Annotated in this window: 13 protein-coding genes; 3 read left to right on the top strand and 10 right to left on the bottom strand. The window is 47.3% G+C overall.

All coding sequences use genetic code 11. The annotated features are described in order from the left end of the window. Positions 1-16: 16 nt before the first annotated feature. Genes AEA42_RS04520 through AEA42_RS04505 form a run of 4 tightly spaced genes read right to left on the bottom strand, consistent with a single transcriptional unit; the run spans position 17 to position 2,803 of the window. On the bottom strand, positions 17-532 hold the full coding sequence (locus AEA42_RS04520) for a pilus assembly protein PilP (RefSeq protein WP_037424163.1): 516 nt from the start codon (positions 530-532) through the stop codon (positions 17-19). Then, positions 532-1,155: a type 4a pilus biogenesis protein PilO gene (locus tag AEA42_RS04515; RefSeq protein ID WP_037424160.1), complete on the bottom strand. Its 624-nt coding sequence runs from the start codon at positions 1,153-1,155 to the stop codon at positions 532-534. The genes AEA42_RS04520 and AEA42_RS04515 overlap by 1 nt, the downstream gene beginning before the upstream one ends. Beyond that, positions 1,152-1,736 carry a PilN domain-containing protein gene (locus AEA42_RS04510; RefSeq protein WP_037425164.1) on the bottom strand — a complete coding sequence of 195 codons (585 nt, stop codon included), beginning with the start codon at positions 1,734-1,736 and terminating at the stop codon, positions 1,152-1,154. Before AEA42_RS04510 ends, AEA42_RS04515 begins: the two co-directional genes overlap by 4 nt. After that, positions 1,724-2,803, bottom strand: coding sequence for a pilus assembly protein PilM (locus tag AEA42_RS04505; RefSeq protein ID WP_037424154.1), 1,080 nt, complete (start codon positions 2,801-2,803; stop codon positions 1,724-1,726). Before AEA42_RS04505 ends, AEA42_RS04510 begins: the two co-directional genes overlap by 13 nt. A 189-nt stretch (positions 2,804-2,992) precedes the next feature. On the opposite strand from AEA42_RS04505, the gene AEA42_RS04500 reads away from it, so the two are divergent. Next, positions 2,993-5,512, top strand: a complete 2,520-nt coding sequence (locus AEA42_RS04500; RefSeq protein ID WP_037424150.1) for a PBP1A family penicillin-binding protein — start codon at positions 2,993-2,995, stop codon at positions 5,510-5,512. Positions 5,513-5,587: 75 nt separating this feature from the next. Here the strand turns inward: AEA42_RS04500 and argH are convergent, their stop codons facing one another. The 5 genes from argH to argC form a co-directional block, all read right to left on the bottom strand. Continuing rightward, positions 5,588-6,955 (bottom strand): argininosuccinate lyase, encoded by a 1,368-nt coding sequence (argH, locus tag AEA42_RS04495; RefSeq protein WP_055647087.1) that lies wholly within the window; start codon positions 6,953-6,955, stop codon positions 5,588-5,590. A gap of 92 nt (positions 6,956-7,047) precedes the next feature. After that, on the bottom strand, positions 7,048-8,271 hold the full coding sequence (locus AEA42_RS04490; protein ID WP_037431139.1) for an argininosuccinate synthase: 1,224 nt from the start codon (positions 8,269-8,271) through the stop codon (positions 7,048-7,050). A gap of 60 nt (positions 8,272-8,331) precedes the next feature. Next, positions 8,332-9,237, bottom strand: coding sequence for an ornithine carbamoyltransferase (locus AEA42_RS04485; protein ID WP_055647086.1), 906 nt, complete (start codon positions 9,235-9,237; stop codon positions 8,332-8,334). 12 nt (positions 9,238-9,249) lie between these two features. Beyond that, positions 9,250-10,032 carry an acetylglutamate kinase gene (argB, locus tag AEA42_RS04480; RefSeq protein ID WP_055647085.1) on the bottom strand — a complete coding sequence of 261 codons (783 nt, stop codon included), beginning with the start codon at positions 10,030-10,032 and terminating at the stop codon, positions 9,250-9,252. A gap of 31 nt (positions 10,033-10,063) precedes the next feature. Further along, entirely contained in the window at positions 10,064-11,044 is a 981-nt protein-coding gene (gene argC, locus AEA42_RS04475) for an N-acetyl-gamma-glutamyl-phosphate reductase (RefSeq protein WP_047536213.1), read from the bottom strand. Positions 11,045-11,662: 618 nt separating this feature from the next. Between argC and ppc the strand changes: the two genes are divergently transcribed. Then, the gene (gene ppc / locus AEA42_RS04470; RefSeq protein WP_055647084.1) at positions 11,663-14,332 is read left to right on the top strand and encodes a phosphoenolpyruvate carboxylase; all 2,670 of its coding nucleotides are present in this window, start codon (positions 11,663-11,665) and stop codon (positions 14,330-14,332) included. Then, positions 14,332-14,877: a DUF1439 domain-containing protein gene (locus AEA42_RS04465; RefSeq protein WP_023266416.1), complete on the top strand. Its 546-nt coding sequence runs from the start codon at positions 14,332-14,334 to the stop codon at positions 14,875-14,877. The genes ppc and AEA42_RS04465 overlap by 1 nt, the downstream gene beginning before the upstream one ends. 99 nt (positions 14,878-14,976) lie before the next feature. Here AEA42_RS04465 and AEA42_RS04460 read toward each other — a convergent pair whose 3' ends face one another. Then, complete coding sequence (locus AEA42_RS04460) at positions 14,977-16,251, bottom strand: CinA family nicotinamide mononucleotide deamidase-related protein (RefSeq protein ID WP_037431144.1); 1,275 nt, start codon at positions 16,249-16,251, stop codon at positions 14,977-14,979. Positions 16,252-16,552: the final 301 nt, after the last annotated feature.

Below are 16,552 nucleotides of genomic sequence, written 5' to 3'. Positions count from 1 at the left end.
CCTCATCCTTCGCTTGTTATTTTCCAGAAAGTTCGATGTTGTTTGTGCGCTCTGACCAACAACCCGTACCATCTGGAATTAATTCTACAACTTCCACATTCTGTGGAGTCACTTTCGCTATACGTCCGTTAAACAACCCTAGATACTCACCCACGCCCATCCGATATACACTGCCATCATTCGTTTCAATCAGCGCCCAAGTTACATTAGCTTCACTTAACGTACCGCGCATTTTTAGGTTGTCTAAAGCATAAGTTTCTAAACGGCCCTTACGACGTTTTAAATCCGGTTGTAAGCAGTTTTTACTGGTATCAACGACTTCTTCGGTTAATTCGCGAGAAGGCGGAACAAAGGGACTACGCATTAACTCAGCCTGGTAGGCAAAATGCTCAAACTTAGGCGGTTCTTTTAAGGGTGGAATATGCGCCACATGCTGTGCTTTAGTTGTAGTAACAAATAGCTCTAAATCACTACGATCGCCAACACACCCCATTAAAAAAAGACTCATCCCTAACAGAGGTAAGAGTTTCATTATTTCTTCCCCTTGTTAGCAGGCTTTTCGGGGGGTAACTCTGCCCCTTCTTTAAAGCGATAGGTTTTAGCAAGAATGTCCATGGTTAAAGTACCGCTATCATCACGTTTGATCGTAAAATCATGCAAACTAACAATACGAGGTAACTTAGCAACACCACTCACCATATTGCCAATCTGGTGATAATCACCAGTGACTGACATCTTAATTGGAAATTCGATATAAAAATCTCGCTGAATTTCAGCTTCCCAATTTAAACTTTTAATCCGTAAACCAGCATCCGTTGCTGCAAAGGTTAAGTCATCAAGCAAACCGGGCATCTCGTTTTCTGAAGGTAACATTTTCAGCAATTCGGCAAATTGCCCTTCCATTACGGCAAGTTGTTCACGATAGAGCTTTAAATTAGCGGCCAGTTGATATTTGTTTTGAAAATCTTCTCTTAGCTGTAACTCTTTGTTTTGTTCATTATTAATCACATCGATTGCATCAGACAACACCACAAAATATCCCGCTGCAAATACGCAAAGAGCTAGCAAAATAGCGAAAAATACTTTTACTTGTTTTGGCCAACTTCCGATATTTTCAAAATCGATATCATTAAACTGACTGAGATCGAGCTTCATTTACTCGCTCCTTTTGCCGCTTTTACGGGCTCTTCAGCAATGGCTCCTTTGATGCTCACCCTTAAACTAAAGCTCTGCAATTGTCTTAACTCATCATCTTGGGTAACGATCGATTGCATATTGGGATCGGTTAACCACTCAGACGCTTTTACCTTACGCATCATATTTGCTACGTTATTATTCGACTCACTGCGACCTTCAATGAGCAACAAACTGCCTTTTTTCTCAAGACTCGATAGATAAATTCCTGGCGGAACAATACGCACTAGCTCGTCTAATACGTGTGTCGGCAAATTACGGGATTGCTGAAGATTTAAAATAATTTCAGTTCGACGCTCAATATCTTTTTTACGTTCAGTGATCTTTTTAATCTCGGCAATTTGAGCATCGAGCTGCTGAATTTCTGACTGTAAATAAGCATTTCTTGCTCGCTGCTCATCAGTCATCATCTCGAGTAAAGCCAGCGCTGCATAGACTAAGATTGCTGAGCCCAAAAATACCGCAGCCAATATGCCGATATAATCGCGTTTCTGCTTTTCTCTCGCTTCTTCACGCCAAGGAAGCAGGTTTATGTTCGCCATTGACCGTAGCTCCTCAGGGCTAAGCCACAAGCAACCATATATTTGCTAATGCTAGGTTGCAGTATATTTTTAACGGATTCATCCGCGTGCAGGCATCCTTGGAAAGGGTCGGCAATTATGGTGTGAACACCTAACTCATTGGTCAATAAGTTAGCCATGCCTTCTAGTTTAGATGTGCCACCACATAAGACGAGATAGTCGACTTTATCTTTGCCGCTTGAAGTACAATAAATTTGCAGCGTTCGCTTAATTTGCTGCAGTAATTGCGTTTGGAAGGGAGATAACACTTCAAACATATAATTACGCGGTAAATCACCCTCGATTTTTGCTTTTTCTGCCTGCTCATAAGACATGCCATAAAAAGAGAGAATCGACTGAGTAAATAACTCACCACCAAAGGCTTGTTCACGGATAAATGTAGTTTCGCCAGACTCGACAACGCAGAAAGTAGTCATATTCGCGCCGATATCGACCATGGCAACCGCTTTCTGGCGAGCCCCTTCAGGTAATTGGCCTAGGACTAACTCAACCGCTCGACCTAAGGCATAGCCTTCAACGTCAACGACTTTAGTCTCTAGCTCGACTTCATCAAGCGCATCAACTCTGGCATCGATATTGTCAGTACGGCAAGCACTGAGTAATACATCGACCTTAGAAGGATCGGTACTGTTGACGTTTAAGGTTTCAAAATCAATGCTGACTTCATCAAGGGAATAGGGGATTAAGTTATCAGCCTCAATCTCAATTTGCGCTTCCATTTCCTCTTCGCTAAGCGAGGCATCCATATAGATGACCTTAGTCATTACAGCAGAACCAGAAACCGCAACCGCAGCATATTTAACCGATTTAGGCAAAGCACGCTTTACCTGTTTGAGGCATTCAACAACGGCATCGGTATCACGAATATCATGATCGTTAATAGCACCCTTTTTTACGGGAACCGCTACGTGACTTAATATTTTGTATCCATCAGCAGTCTTACTCAGCAAAATGGCCTTTACTTCATGGGAACCAATATCAATTCCGACCATTTGCGGAGCCTGACGCTTCCATAAATTTGAAAGCATAATCCGTTGTCACTTTATTATTTATATTTCAGTATGAGAGATTAGCACAAAATCAACCCGTTATACGTATTTGTATAGAATGTTTCAAGATTTTACAAACGCTATTTTAGGGCCGTCACGTTTTTGCTTCACCCAAACGTTCGCGCCTTATATACTGTCGCACTTAACTGAACATTAGGATCAATTTAGGTGAAGTGGTTAAAACGTATTGTTATAGCTCTATTCAGTCTAGCCCTTTTGGGCGTAGGCGCCATTGTTGCAGCATACTTTTATGTTTTGCCGGATCTGCCGGATGTTTCGACACTAAAAAATGTGCAATTACAAACACCTTTGCGCATTTACAGTAGTGATGGCAAACTCATATCTCAGTTTGGTGAAAAACGACGTATTCCCTTAAAACTGGAAGAAGTCCCTAAACCGCTGTTACAAGCCTTCCTTGCCACCGAAGATGCGCGCTTTTATGAGCATGGTGGTATCGATCCTGTCGGGGTAATCCGCGCAGCAATCGTCATGTTAACAACCGGCGAAAAAAAGCAAGGAGCAAGTACTATCACCATGCAGGTGGCACGTAACTTCTTCCTAACCCGCGACAAAACCATTATTCGTAAAGTGAAGGAAATTTTTATTTCCTACCATATCGAGCAGTTGTTAACGAAAGATGAGATTTTAGAGCTGTACGTTAACCGTATCTATTTAGGCCAAAGAGCCTATGGCGTTGGCGCAGCCGCTCAAGTGTATTTTGGCAAAAACGTCCAAGATCTGACTCTGTCTGAAATGAGTATGATTGCTGGCTTGCCAAAGGCCCCCTCAACGCTTAACCCCATTACTTCACCTTCCCGTGCTCTCGCTCGTCGCAACGTGGTGTTGATGCGGATGAATGAAGTGGGGTATATCAGCAAAACGGAGTACCAAACCGCACTCCAGGAGCCACTCGTAGCCAAATATCATGGTGCCGAAATCGATCTCTATGCCCCTTATATTTCTGAAATGGCCCGGGATTACATGGTGCAAAAATATGGTGAAGAAGAAGCCTATACCAATGGCTATAACGTCTACACCACGATTTCATCCGATCTCCAGCTGTTAGCGCAGCAAGCATTACGCAATAATGTTTATGCCTATGATGAACGTCATGGCTACCGCGGTCCTGCTGCTGTTTTGTGGACAGGCGCTAAGCCTGATAATGCACAAATCAAAGCTGAACTGGCTAAAGTCACACCCGTCCAAGAGTTACAACCTGCCGCAGTATTAAGCATTGATGGACAGCAAGCCAGTGTATTAACCGCTAAAGGTGAAACCAAAGTCATCAAATGGGATGGCTTGAAATGGGCGCGTAAATTTATTAACGATAAACGCCAAGGTGCGGTACCTAAATCGGCTTCAGACATGCTGACAGTAGGCGAACGTATTTGGATCCGCGACAATGGCCAGTACTTACAATTATCGCAAGTCCCCGAAGTAGCGAGTGCCACAGTGTCACTCGATCCGGAAAATGGCGCTATCCGTACTTTAGTGGGTGGTTACAGCTTTAGCCAAAGCCAATACAACCGGGTGACTCAGGCTAAACGCCAATTAGGTTCGAATATTAAACCTTTCATCTATGCTGCGGCATTAGAAAAAGGCTTTACGCTCGCGACTCTAATTAATAACGCACCGATTAATAAACCCGATATTAGCCAAGGTACTGCGTGGCGGCCGAAAAACTCGCCCGATATCTATGGTGGCCCAACGCGTTTACGTGTGGGCTTAGCGCAATCGATCAACGTCATGTCTGTTCGTGCCATGCGCCATATTGGTTTAGATGCAGCTATTGCCGAGTTAACTAAGTTCGGTTTTGACCCTAACGACTTACCACGAAACGAGTCCTTAGCCCTCGGTTCACCTTCGGTAACGCCCTTACAAGTCGCAGCGGCTTTCAACGTGTTTGCAAATGGTGGCTTCTTGGTTGAACCTTTCTATATTGAGCGGGTAGAAGACTCCTTCGGCAATGTGATTGAAAAAGCCAATCCAACCTTAGCTTGTAAGCCAAGTGGTAATCTAACCCAACCGAGTAGCGACCCAATGGGCTTTAGTGAGCCAACGGCTCAAACCGATGAGCCTGTTGCCCATTGCTTTGAACAAACTGGCCGTTACGCACCGCAAATTATCTCTGAACAAACGGCATTCCTGATCACCGAAGCGCTGAAGAGCGTGATCTGGGGGGGTGGCGATTGGAGTAAAGGCACTGGTTGGCAAGGTACAGCTTGGCGTGCGGCGCAATTAATTAAACGCCATGATATTGCAGGTAAAACGGGGACAACCAACGAATCTCGCGACACGTGGTTCAGTGGTTTTGGCCCGACGCTGACAAGCACCTTCTGGGTGGGATTTGACGATCATGGTCGCCAGTTAGGTAGAACCGCTTGGAACGCTAATGGTGAAAAAGATCAGATCACTGGGACCGAAGCCGGTGCTAAGACCGCAGGGCCTGGCTGGAACGAATTTATGAATAACGTGCTTAAAGGCGTTCCAGAAACCACGGCGATTCCACCAGAGGGAATCGTCTCGGTGCGGATCGACCTTGCAACAGGCAAGCTCACTCGTAAAACTGATTACACCAGCGATTTTGAATACTTTATCTCCGGTACTGAACCGAAGGAATATATCAGTGAAAGCCAAGATGAAAATAATCTCTTCATCGATGCGCCAGCGGATGACTTGTTCCAATAGCCGTAAATAGCAATAAAAAAACGCGACCTTGAGTCGCGTTTTTTTATTGCTCGCCTAAGATTAACCTACTTTGCATTAACCCGCTTTTTTAGTCGCAATCGCTTGCTTAACCTGAGTCAACGCTGTGCCGCCGAGGACATCACGTTTTGCCAAACAGGCTTCGATGGTAAGGTTGGGATACACATCATCTTCGATGATATCGGCAAAGGTTTTAAACTCGGCCAGCGTAAAACCTTCTAACGGGATCTTCTTAGCGATCGCCGCAACCACGGCCACACCGACGACATGGTGCGCTTCACGGAACGGCATGCCCTTAGACACCAGATAATCCGCCAATTCGGTCGCGTTGGCATAACCTTGCTGCGCGGCTAACAGCGCATTCGGGCGATTCACCACTAAGCCAGATAATACCAGCGCCGCCATATCTAAGCAGATTGCCCAGCTGTCGACCACGTCGAACAAGCCTTCTTTGTCTTCCTGCATGTCTTTGTTGTAGGCCAGAGGCAGGGCTTTCATGGTGGTGAGAATACCCACTAAACTGCCGTACACACGACCCGTTTTACCGCGGATCAGCTCCAGCGCATCGGGGTTTTTCTTTTGTGGCATCAAGGACGAGCCTGAGGTCACTTCATCACTCAAGGAGATAAAGCCCGCTTCACCCGTATTGAAGAAAATCAAATCTTCGGCCATGCGGCTTAGGTGCATCATGCTGATTGAGGCGGCTCCGCACAGCTCAACCACATGGTCGCGATCCGACACGCTATCCAAACTGTTTAAGGTTGGCGAAGCAAAGTTCAGTGCTGCTGCAAGCGCATATCTATCCATTTGATAGGCTGTGCCCGCCAATGCACCCGAACCGAGCGGACAGGTATTGGCGCGCTTTAAGGCATCGGTTAAGCGGCTAAGATCACGCTCAATCATTTCCACATAGGCTAAACACCAATGGCCGAAGGTCACAGGTTGAGCACGTTGCAAGTGAGTATAGCCTGGCATTACAGCATCAAATTCACGCTCAGCAAGCGCGATAAGTTCGCTGCGTAAGGTTTGTAGGCGAGCCACTAATGCCGCACCTTCGGATTGGCACCAGAGTTTTAAGTCGGTCGCGACTTGGTCGTTACGGCTACGGCCCGTATGGAGTTTTTTTCCCAGATCGCCGACTTTGGCGATCAACGCAGATTCCACGAAACTGTGAATATCTTCCGCGCCCGAGGCGAGAATAATCGCAGGATCGCCCTTCACTTCCACCAGCAGCTCGTTCAACGCTTTCTTCAAGTCGCTGCATTCAGTGGCAGTGATAATGCCGACGCTAGCAATTGCATCGGCCCAAGCGATAGAGCCGACTACATCCTGCTCAAACAAACGATAATCCACCGGCAGTGAATCGTTGAATAATTTAAATAGCGCGCTGGTTTCGCCCTGAAATCTTCCACCCCATAAAGCCATGCTCAATCCCCTCGGTCACTGCTTTGAATACGTTAAAGCCATTAAAACTTAAGATATAAAAAAGGGCGCTAGGCGCCCTTTAAGTCTGCCTATTACTTAGCGTTGAGCGCGCGGATGCGGCTCGCTAACGAGTACAGACGGATAAAGCCTTCAGCGTGTTTTTGGTCATACACTTGGTCTTCACCGAAGGTCGCAAACGCTTCAGAGTACAAGCTGTTTGGCGAACGTTTCTTAACGGCAATCGCGTGACCTTTGTAGAGTTTCACCACAACTTCACCGTTAACAGACTCGGCTAAGGACTCAGATGCCGCCAACAGCGACTTACACAGAGGTGTAAACCAACGACCGTCGTACACTAAGTGTGCCATTTGGGCACCCACTTGCTCGCGCCAAGTACGGCTGGTTTTATCCAGCACTAACTCTTCAATCGCGCGTAGCGCGGCAAACATCACAGTGCCGCCTGGGGTTTCGTAGCAACCACGGGACTTCATGCCCACTAAACGGTTTTCAGTGATGTCGATACGACCCACGCCATGTGGTGCAGCGATGGTGTTCAGCTTCATCAGTGCAGCGTAAGGCGTTAATGCTTCACCGTTTACTTTAGTCACACGACCATTTTCGACTTCAAGTGACACATATTCTGCTTCGTTTGGCGCATCTTCCGGATCGGCAGTCAGCGTCCACACACCTTTGCTTGGCTCGTTCCATGGATCTTCCAACTCGCCACCTTCGTGGGAAATGTGGAATGCGTTGGCATCACGGCTGTAGATCTTAGTGGCAGAAGCTGAAGTCTTAATATTACGCTCAGCTAAGTAAGCCAGCAGATCTTCACGGCTCTGCATGGTCCATTCACGCCATGGTGCAATCACTTTTAAATCAGGCGCTAATGCCGCAAAGCAACCTTCGAAACGCACTTGGTCGTTACCCTTACCGGTACAACCGTGGCACAGGGCATCGGCCCCCACTTTACGCGCCACTTCAACCTGCGCCTTCGCGATGATTGGACGCGCCATTGAAGTACCTAACAGGTAAGTCCCTTCGTAAATAGCACCCGTTGCCATGGTTGGGTAGATGTAATCTTTAACGAATTCTTCTTTCAGATCGACGATATGGCATTCAGACGCACCTGAGGCTAATGCCTTTTCAGTCAGACCCACTAACTCTTCTTCACCCTGACCAACGTCAGCGCAAAAGGCGATGATTTCACAGTTGTCGTAGGTTTCTTTTAACCAAGGAATAATGGCCGAAGTATCTAGACCACCCGAATAGGCTAAAACGACTTTTTTCACGCCAGTATTTTTGTTCTCGATAGACATCTTAAATTCCTATAACTCGTTTCTCACCTTGGAGAAAGTAGGCTGCTAAACAGGGTTAAATTAACTAAATAGGGTTACCAGTACTGCATTTTGGGCGTGCATCCGATTCTCAGCTTGTTGCAGGATCAAGGAGCCTTCGCCATCCATGACCTCATCGGTCACTTCAACACCGCGGTGAGCGGGTAAACAGTGCATAAAGAAGTGAGCACCCGCTTTCGCCATCAAGGCCTTATTGACCTGATAAGGTGTAAACTTATCCTTAATTTCCGCTAACGGTGTTGGATCTCCCATGGAAATCCAAGTATCAGTATAGATAGCATCGTGACCTTCAATCGCATCAATATCTGAAGTCAGTACAACCTTGCCGCCATATCGGCTCGCGAGCTCTTGCACTTCGGCCACAACGTAGCCATCAGGAAAGTGACCCGCAGGGCAGATCACTGTCATGGTGGCACCGAGAATGGCCGCGCAATACATCAATGAGTTAGTAACGTTATTACCATCACCCACATACGCTAACTTAGCATCACTGATATTTTCAAAATGCTCGGCCAAGGTTAAAAAATCGGCTAAAGCTTGGCAAGGATGGTATAAATCCGAAAGTGCATTAATCACGGGCACACTACCAAACTTAGCTAATTGTTCGATAGTCGTGTGGGAGAACGTTCTCGCCACAATGGCATCGGCCCAACAGGACAGGTTAGAAGCAAAGTCAGCGACCGATTCCCGCTTACCTAAGGCACCATTTTGCTGGTCTAGGTATAAACAGTGGCCACCGAGCTTATTAATACCGATATCGAAGCTAACACGAGTACGCAGAGATGGCTTTTCAAATAACATCACCACACTCTTACCGTCCAGTGCATGGCGATATTCTGCGGGATTCGCTTTAATCGTCTTGGCCAAGGTAATCAGATCCAGCAACTGCTGCTGGGTTAACTCTTTTATCGATAGTAAATGCTTCATAACCTACTCCGCTTATGGTTGGATTTGTGTGCCCACGGCCTCACCTTTTGCTAATGCGACTAATTGGCTTGCATCACGCCATGAGGCCACTTGAACCGCCTGCCCCATCCACTGCGCCACTTCGAGCGCAGCTTCTACTTTTACTTTCATTCCCTTTTCGATCACACCTTGCTTCACCAAATCCGCAATCTGCTTACCATTCAGTGAAGGGATTAATTGACCTTTACCATCGAGTACGCCAGACACATCCGATAACAGCACCAACTTGCCACCGACCAATTTAGCTAATACCGTCGCCGCTTGGTCAGCGTTCACGTTCAGCATTTGGCCATCGTCCATCATGGCAATTGAGCTACAAATCGGCATCCAGCCTTGGGACAAAATAAACTTAAGGTAAGTGGCGTCCTTAGGAGAAACCTCGCCCACTAACCCTAAACGCTCATCTTTAATCTTGGCCGATACCGTGTTGCCATCGGCTAAGCTCATGCCCACACTCACAATCCCAGCTTTTGTCGCTGCGCCTTGGAGGATCTTGTTTGATGTGCCAGCCAGTGCACCGGCAATAATCGGCATTTGCTCAGGCGGGGTCACCCGCAGGCCTTCTAACTTGACGGTTTCCATGCCGTTTGCGGCTAATTGCTCATCGACCAAACAGCCACCACCATGCACCATCAGCACCTGCTGACCATTTGCGATCATTGCTGCGGCGGTATCCATTAAACGCGCCATCCCCATTTCACACTGCAGCAGGGCGCCGCCGACTTTAAGAACTAATACTGAGTTGTTGGTAGACATCTTGACGACTCTCTTAAATAAGGATGAACGGTTAAAGGTTAAAGTGAATCTTTATGCATTGCAGGGCTTGGCTCGCCGCGCCTTTCATCAAATTGTCGATGGCACTGGCAACCACTAAGTAGCCACTGTTCTCATCAAACTTCCAACCTAAGTGGCAATTCGGAGTCAGCACTACATCATCCACTTTCGGGAACTGGTTCTGTTTCACCGTCACCAGCGGAGCTTGGTCATAAACACTGTATGCCGCAGCCACATCGGCAGTGGTGGTGCCTGGTTTTAGCTGTACCGTGATGGTTGCTAAAATGCCGCGCTTGAAGTTGCCAAGGTGCGGCGTGAAGATCACCTCTTGCCCCAATTGAGTGGCAATTTCGGGTTGATGTCTGTGGCCTAATACGCCGTATGGTGTGAGGCTCACTTCGCAAAAACTGGTATGCAGCTGTGCCTTACGGCCCGCGCCCGTCACACCGCTGACCGCATTGATCACCGGATAGGCGGAGGTCAGTAAATTCTTTAATGGTTTCAAAGCGGTTAATGATGCTGTTGGGTAACAACCTGGCACAGCAATCATCTTAGTTGCGGCGACTTCTTTGGCATTCCACTCGGCAAGACCATAAACAGCCTTGGCTAGCACCTCGGGATATTCGTGCTCAAAACCGTACCACTTAGGGTACTGCGCCACATCACTGAAACGATAGGCACCGCTTAAGTCAAACACGGCTAAACCTTGGTTGTAGAACCAAGCCGCTAAATGCAAACTCACCGAGTGCTCGGTCGCCAACACCACTGCATCCGCCTCGGCGACGATCTTAGTCTTCGCTTCTTCAGTCAATGGTGACAGAGCTAAGTCAATGTGGCTGTAGACAGGGTACAAATCTGCTAAAGCTCTACCTTTATCTAAACTATTTTCAGAGACATACAGGCCTTGAATTGATAATTCAGACTCCGCATGGACTAAAGCAGTGAGTTGTGCACCTGTGTAACCACTGGCGCCGATAATGGCGATATTTTTCATATGTATTTTTATAAACCAAATCAAAGAGACTTAAAGAATAGATGAATAGCGTATACGCAACAGCGCATATCTATGATGACAGGACTATCGTCGTGGGAAATCGTAATGGCTCGTTATTTTATTCACTGACGGCTTAACGCTATACATCATGATATTTACTCTACAGGTCACAAGGGGTGACTCATCTCAACTGCAGGCTAGACTACCACAAAGATCTATTTATGCAATATATGTGAATATATATTTTTATTAAATTTTATCTTTAATCTGCGTTCAAGCACGCTTAGCAAATGACACAATACTTCACTAACTTCTTTATAACTCAGTTATCTATGGATGAAAGACTGAAAAATCAGTCCTTTTTATTAACACCTGATATACATGTACGCAAAGCCAAAATAATGCAGTTCATATTCACTTTGGCTAAACATAATAAAATATTGCGTTAGCTCGCATTTATATTGAATATTCCTCAACAATTATCGTGATTAGTTGCATATAAGATAAGCCAGTCGTATAAGTTATAAGTTCTGCTGTTGACCATTGCCCTCAGTGGTAGGTATTGTGCTAGCGGGCTAATACAAAGCGGATTTTGATGTTTTTCTATTCGGAGTAACTATGGCAGGTAATGTGGCAGACAATGTGACCGACATGTATGCGTCGTTAAGATCAAACGTGAGTATGTTAGGGCAGATCCTTGGCGATACAATGCGCACCCACCTCGGTGATTCTTTCCTCGAGAAGGTTGAGCAAATTCGTAAACTTGCAAAAGATTCCCGCCGTGGCGATGAGGCGGCACGGGAGCAAATGCTAGAACTGCTGACCGCACTCCCCGATGAAGAGTTAGTGCCTTTTGCCAAAGCCTTCAACCAATTCCTCAACCTAGCAAACTTATCCGAACAATTTCATACTATTAGCCGTAACTGTGATGAACTGGTTTGTGTACCGGATCCGGTCGAACAGTTGCTTGGCCGTATGCTGAATGGCCGTATCGATCAAACCAAGATGTTGGATTGCTTAAAGACGCTTGATATCGACTTAGTCCTCACCGCACATCCAACGGAAATCTCTCGCCGCACACTGATCCAAAAATATGCGGCGATTGTGGATTGCCTCGCCGAGCAAGAAAACGATCAATTATCCGATAGAGAACGTCGCCAAATTAATCTGCGTCTGCGCCAGTTAATCGCCCAAATCTGGCACACCAATGAAATTCGCCGTGAGCGCCCAACGCCAGTGGATGAAGCCCGCTGGGGATTATCGACGATTGAAGAATCTCTCTGGCACGCCGTCCCCGACTTTTTAAGGCAGCTCAACGATCAAGTACAAGAGCGCACTGGCCAGCAATTGCCTATCGATATTGCACCGGTGCGCTTCTCAAGCTGGATGGGTGGTGATCGCGACGGTAACCCCTTTGTGACCGCCAAAGTCACCCAAGAAGTGTTAGACCGTAATCGCCATGCTGCGGCACGCTTATTCCTCAAGGATATAGTGTTGCTAGTGGGTGAACTGTCAATGGAAGAAGCCAATGATGAATTAAAGGCTTATACCAACAATAGCTGCGAACCCTATCGTTTTGTGCTGCGCTCATTAAGACAAAAACTGCGTGACACCATAGATTACTTAAATGCCCGTATTGAGGGCCACAATCCTGAAGTGGATAAGTCGACGCTGATTTGGCAAGAAAGCGATCTTAAAGCGCCGCTAGAGATGCTGTATAAGAGTTTATGTGACTGTGGCATGCGTTTGATTGCTAACGGTTTACTGCTCGACATTTTGCGCCGTCTCGCTTGTTTTGGTATTCATATGCTTAGGCTCGACATTCGCCAAGACGCCGGCCGTCACTGCGATGTAGTTGCAGAATTAACCCGTTATCTAGGTATGGGTGACTTTAATCATTGGGATGAAACCGAAAAACAAGCCTTCTTACTGCGCGAACTCAGTAACCGTCGTCCGCTGATCCCGAGCAACTGGCAACCTTCCGCCGACGTGGCCGAAGTGCTTAACACTTGCCGTTTAATTGCTAAACATCCTGCTAAGGCGTTGGGCTCCTATGTGATCTCGATGGCGAGCAAGCCTTCAGATGTATTAACCGTATTATTACTGCTCAAAGAAACTGGCTGCACGCATCCAATGCGGGTTGTGCCGCTATTTGAAACCTTAAGCGACTTAAACAACGCCGCCGAATGCATTACCGCACTGCTTGATATCGACTGGTACCGTGGTTATACCAAAGGCATGCAAGAGGTGATGATAGGATACTCTGACTCGGCCAAAGATGCGGGTGTAATGGCAGCCGCTTGGGCGCAATATCGCGCACAGGAGCAGTTAGTCGCCGTCTGTAAACAGGCTGGTGTTAAGCTGACGCTGTTCCATGGTCGTGGTGGCAGTATTGGTCGTGGCGGCGGCCCTGCTCACAAAGCGATTCTGTCGCAACCGCCTGGCTCAGTTGATGGCCGTATTCGTGTCACCGAACAAGGTGAGATGATCCGCTTTAAGTTCGGCCTGCCTAAATTGGCAGTGCAAAGCCTAGCCCTGTACACCTCAGCGGTGTTAGAAGCGACTCTGCTTCCGCCGCCCGAGCCTAAGCAGGAATGGCGCAATTGCATGGAGCGGATTGCTCAGGAGTCAGTGAGTGCTTACCGCGGTATTGTCCGTGAAGAGCCGGATTTTGTGCCTTATTTCCGTGCAGCCACTCCGGAGGTTGAACTAGGCAAATTACCATTAGGCAGTCGCCCAGCAAAACGCCGTGTCGATGGCGGTATCGAGAGCTTACGTGCCATTCCTTGGATTTTCGCTTGGTCTCAAAACCGCTTAATGTTGCCAGCATGGCTCGGCGCCGGTGAAGCATTACAGGCTGCCTGCGAACGTGGAGAAATGGGTTTGCTACAGGATATGGATCGCGAATGGCCCTTCTTTAGCACGCGGATTTCCATGCTGGAGATGGTGTACGCCAAGGCGGAACCTAACTTAGCGCGTTACTATGAAACCTGTTTAGTTCCGCCCAATCTTCACCACTTAGGCGAAACTTTACGCCAGCGTTTAGATCTCGGCATTAAAGTGGTGCTGGAGCTGACTAAATCGGATACCTTAATGGCGCATACACCGTGGAATCGCGAATCAGTCAAACTGCGCAATCCCTATATCGATCCATTAAACTTCCTGCAGACCGAGTTATTAGCTCGTACCCGCAAGGAAACAACCGAAGCTCCCGCTTCCGAACACGTGCAACTCGCCTTAATGCTGACGATTGCCGGTGTCGCGGCGGGCATGAGAAACACAGGTTAATGAAAAAACTCACGCTTAGCCTTTGCTTGGGATTATCTGTACTGCTTGGCGGCTGCGTCACGCAGTACAGTATCAGCGAGCATGAAATGGAGCAGTATCTCAGCAAAGAGATCCATTTTGAGGTAAAACAAGGTAATCAACTCGTGGGCGCGCAAGTGCGCATTAACGACATCAGTGTCAGACTCGGTGAAAAGCCTGACACTATGAGCGTAAGTGCAACCACTCAGGTGTCCATCACTAACCCTATTTATCCATTAAAGGCGCAGCTTTCAACCACCTTTGAGGCTAAGCCTTGGTATGACAGTGCCACCCACAGCGTCTACCTACGCCAGCTTGAATTGGTGAAAGTCGAGTCAACACCCAAGGATATCGAGAAAGCCATCAGTAGCGCGACACCACAAGTGATGGGCTACTTAAGGCATTTCCTCGAGAATCAGCCCGTTTATGTGCTCGATACGAAGGATAGTAACCAAGCGCTGATGGCCAAGATGACCGAGAGCATTCAAGTCGTCCCAGGCAAATTAGTCCTTAAGTTCACTAAATAACGGCTTGCGTTGCAAACCATTCGCCATAAAAAAATGCTCCCTCGGGAGCATTTTTGTTAATCAAGCTAGACTGACTAAAACCCGTAAGTATCCAAAGAGTTACTTGCTGAAACGCCCTATCGATTGATAATCCACAATCACAGCTTCGGTGAGTAATTCACGTCTTAACATATCGTAGGCCACTGCCGCACTTAAGCTACGCACTAAATCCCGTGAACGTCGCGGCAGTTTTATCATTTGGCTGTAGACGCCACTGCGGGTAGCCAAGGCAATTGCTACTGTACCGACGGGCTTCTCTTCGGTTCCGCCATCTGGTCCCGCTATTCCACTGGTCGCTAAGGCAAAATCACTGTCTAAGATAGCACGCGCGCCCTTGGCCATTTCTTCGACCGTGGGAATAGACACTGCGCCGTGATCGTCTAACGTCGCCGGATTAACACCTAACACTCGCACCTTAGACTCGTTACTGTAAGTCACCAGACCGTGTTGCAAATAGGAAGAGCTGCCGGGGAAATCCACTAACTGACTAGTAATCATCCCACCCGTGCAAGACTCGGCAACACTTAAGGTCAAGCCAGAATTCAGTAACTTCGCATGGATTTCCTCGGCAAGCGTCGCTTTATCTTCGGCGACAACCGCAGTACCCAGCACCATTTTGATGTGCCCAGTCACCCGTGGCAGCAAAGCAATCGCCTTCTCACCGCGGGCAAAGATCTTAATCTCAATATGTGGCATTGAGGAGCGATAGCCAATGGTAATCCCCTCAGGCAACTCCAATGGCTCGATTTTGTCGGCAAGGGAAGACTCGCCATGACCTATGGTCAGCAACTTCTTCAGCGCCACCTTAGCGTCAAGGTCAAACTCTGCACGGATAAAAGGAATAAACTGTTCCGTCACCATATGCTTGAGTTCAAATGGCACGCCAGGGGTGAAGAACAACCAAGCTCGATTCAGCTTCACTCTAAATCCACAGGCCGTGCCGACGGGGTTATCCACCATCACCGCAGACTCAGGCAGCATTGCCTGCTTTAAATTACTCACTGGCATTTCACGGTTATTGCGCGTAAACCAATCTTCTAAACGTTGACGCCATTCACGATTCTCAACCAGAGGCTCGCCTTTAGCCTTAGCCATTGCCTCGGCAGACATATCATCACTGGTCGGCCCCAAGCCGCCATTCACTAGGATGACATCGGCATGCAAGCTACGCTCTTGGAAAACCGCAATTAAGTCCTCGAGACGATCACCGACTGTAACGCGCCTTTGGATCTCAATGCCATGCTCCATCATAGTGCTGGCAAACCAAGCAGCGTTAGTATCAACAATCTGACCCGACAGCACCTCTTCCCCAGTACAAATCATCTCTAACTTCATCATAGATCCTTAGCTACCCCAATAAGTTACTGCATAAGGTAAGTAACCTCTGAAGTAATAGCAAGAGTTGACCTTTGGGAGATATGGTTCAGTAGTGTGAAGAAAATAAGGTAGTCAGTCGCGATTTAGCGCACATCAGGGGTGTGTGAGCGAAAGAGGCTGAAAATTGGAATGATACCAATTATATTAATTATGTGATCTAATTGGTCATCAGTTTTTAATCATACAAAATATGAATAATCCCCACATCGCAGCCTTAGTAAAATCGGAGAAAAGTGCACGCAAACGTATGCGCTATCTT

This window comes from Shewanella sp. Sh95 (genome assembly GCF_001308045.1).
Classification (GTDB): domain Bacteria; phylum Pseudomonadota; class Gammaproteobacteria; order Enterobacterales; family Shewanellaceae; genus Shewanella; species Shewanella xiamenensis.
The sequence above is the reverse complement of the archived record's forward strand: the minus strand, read 5'-3'. Positions and strand labels throughout refer to the sequence as shown.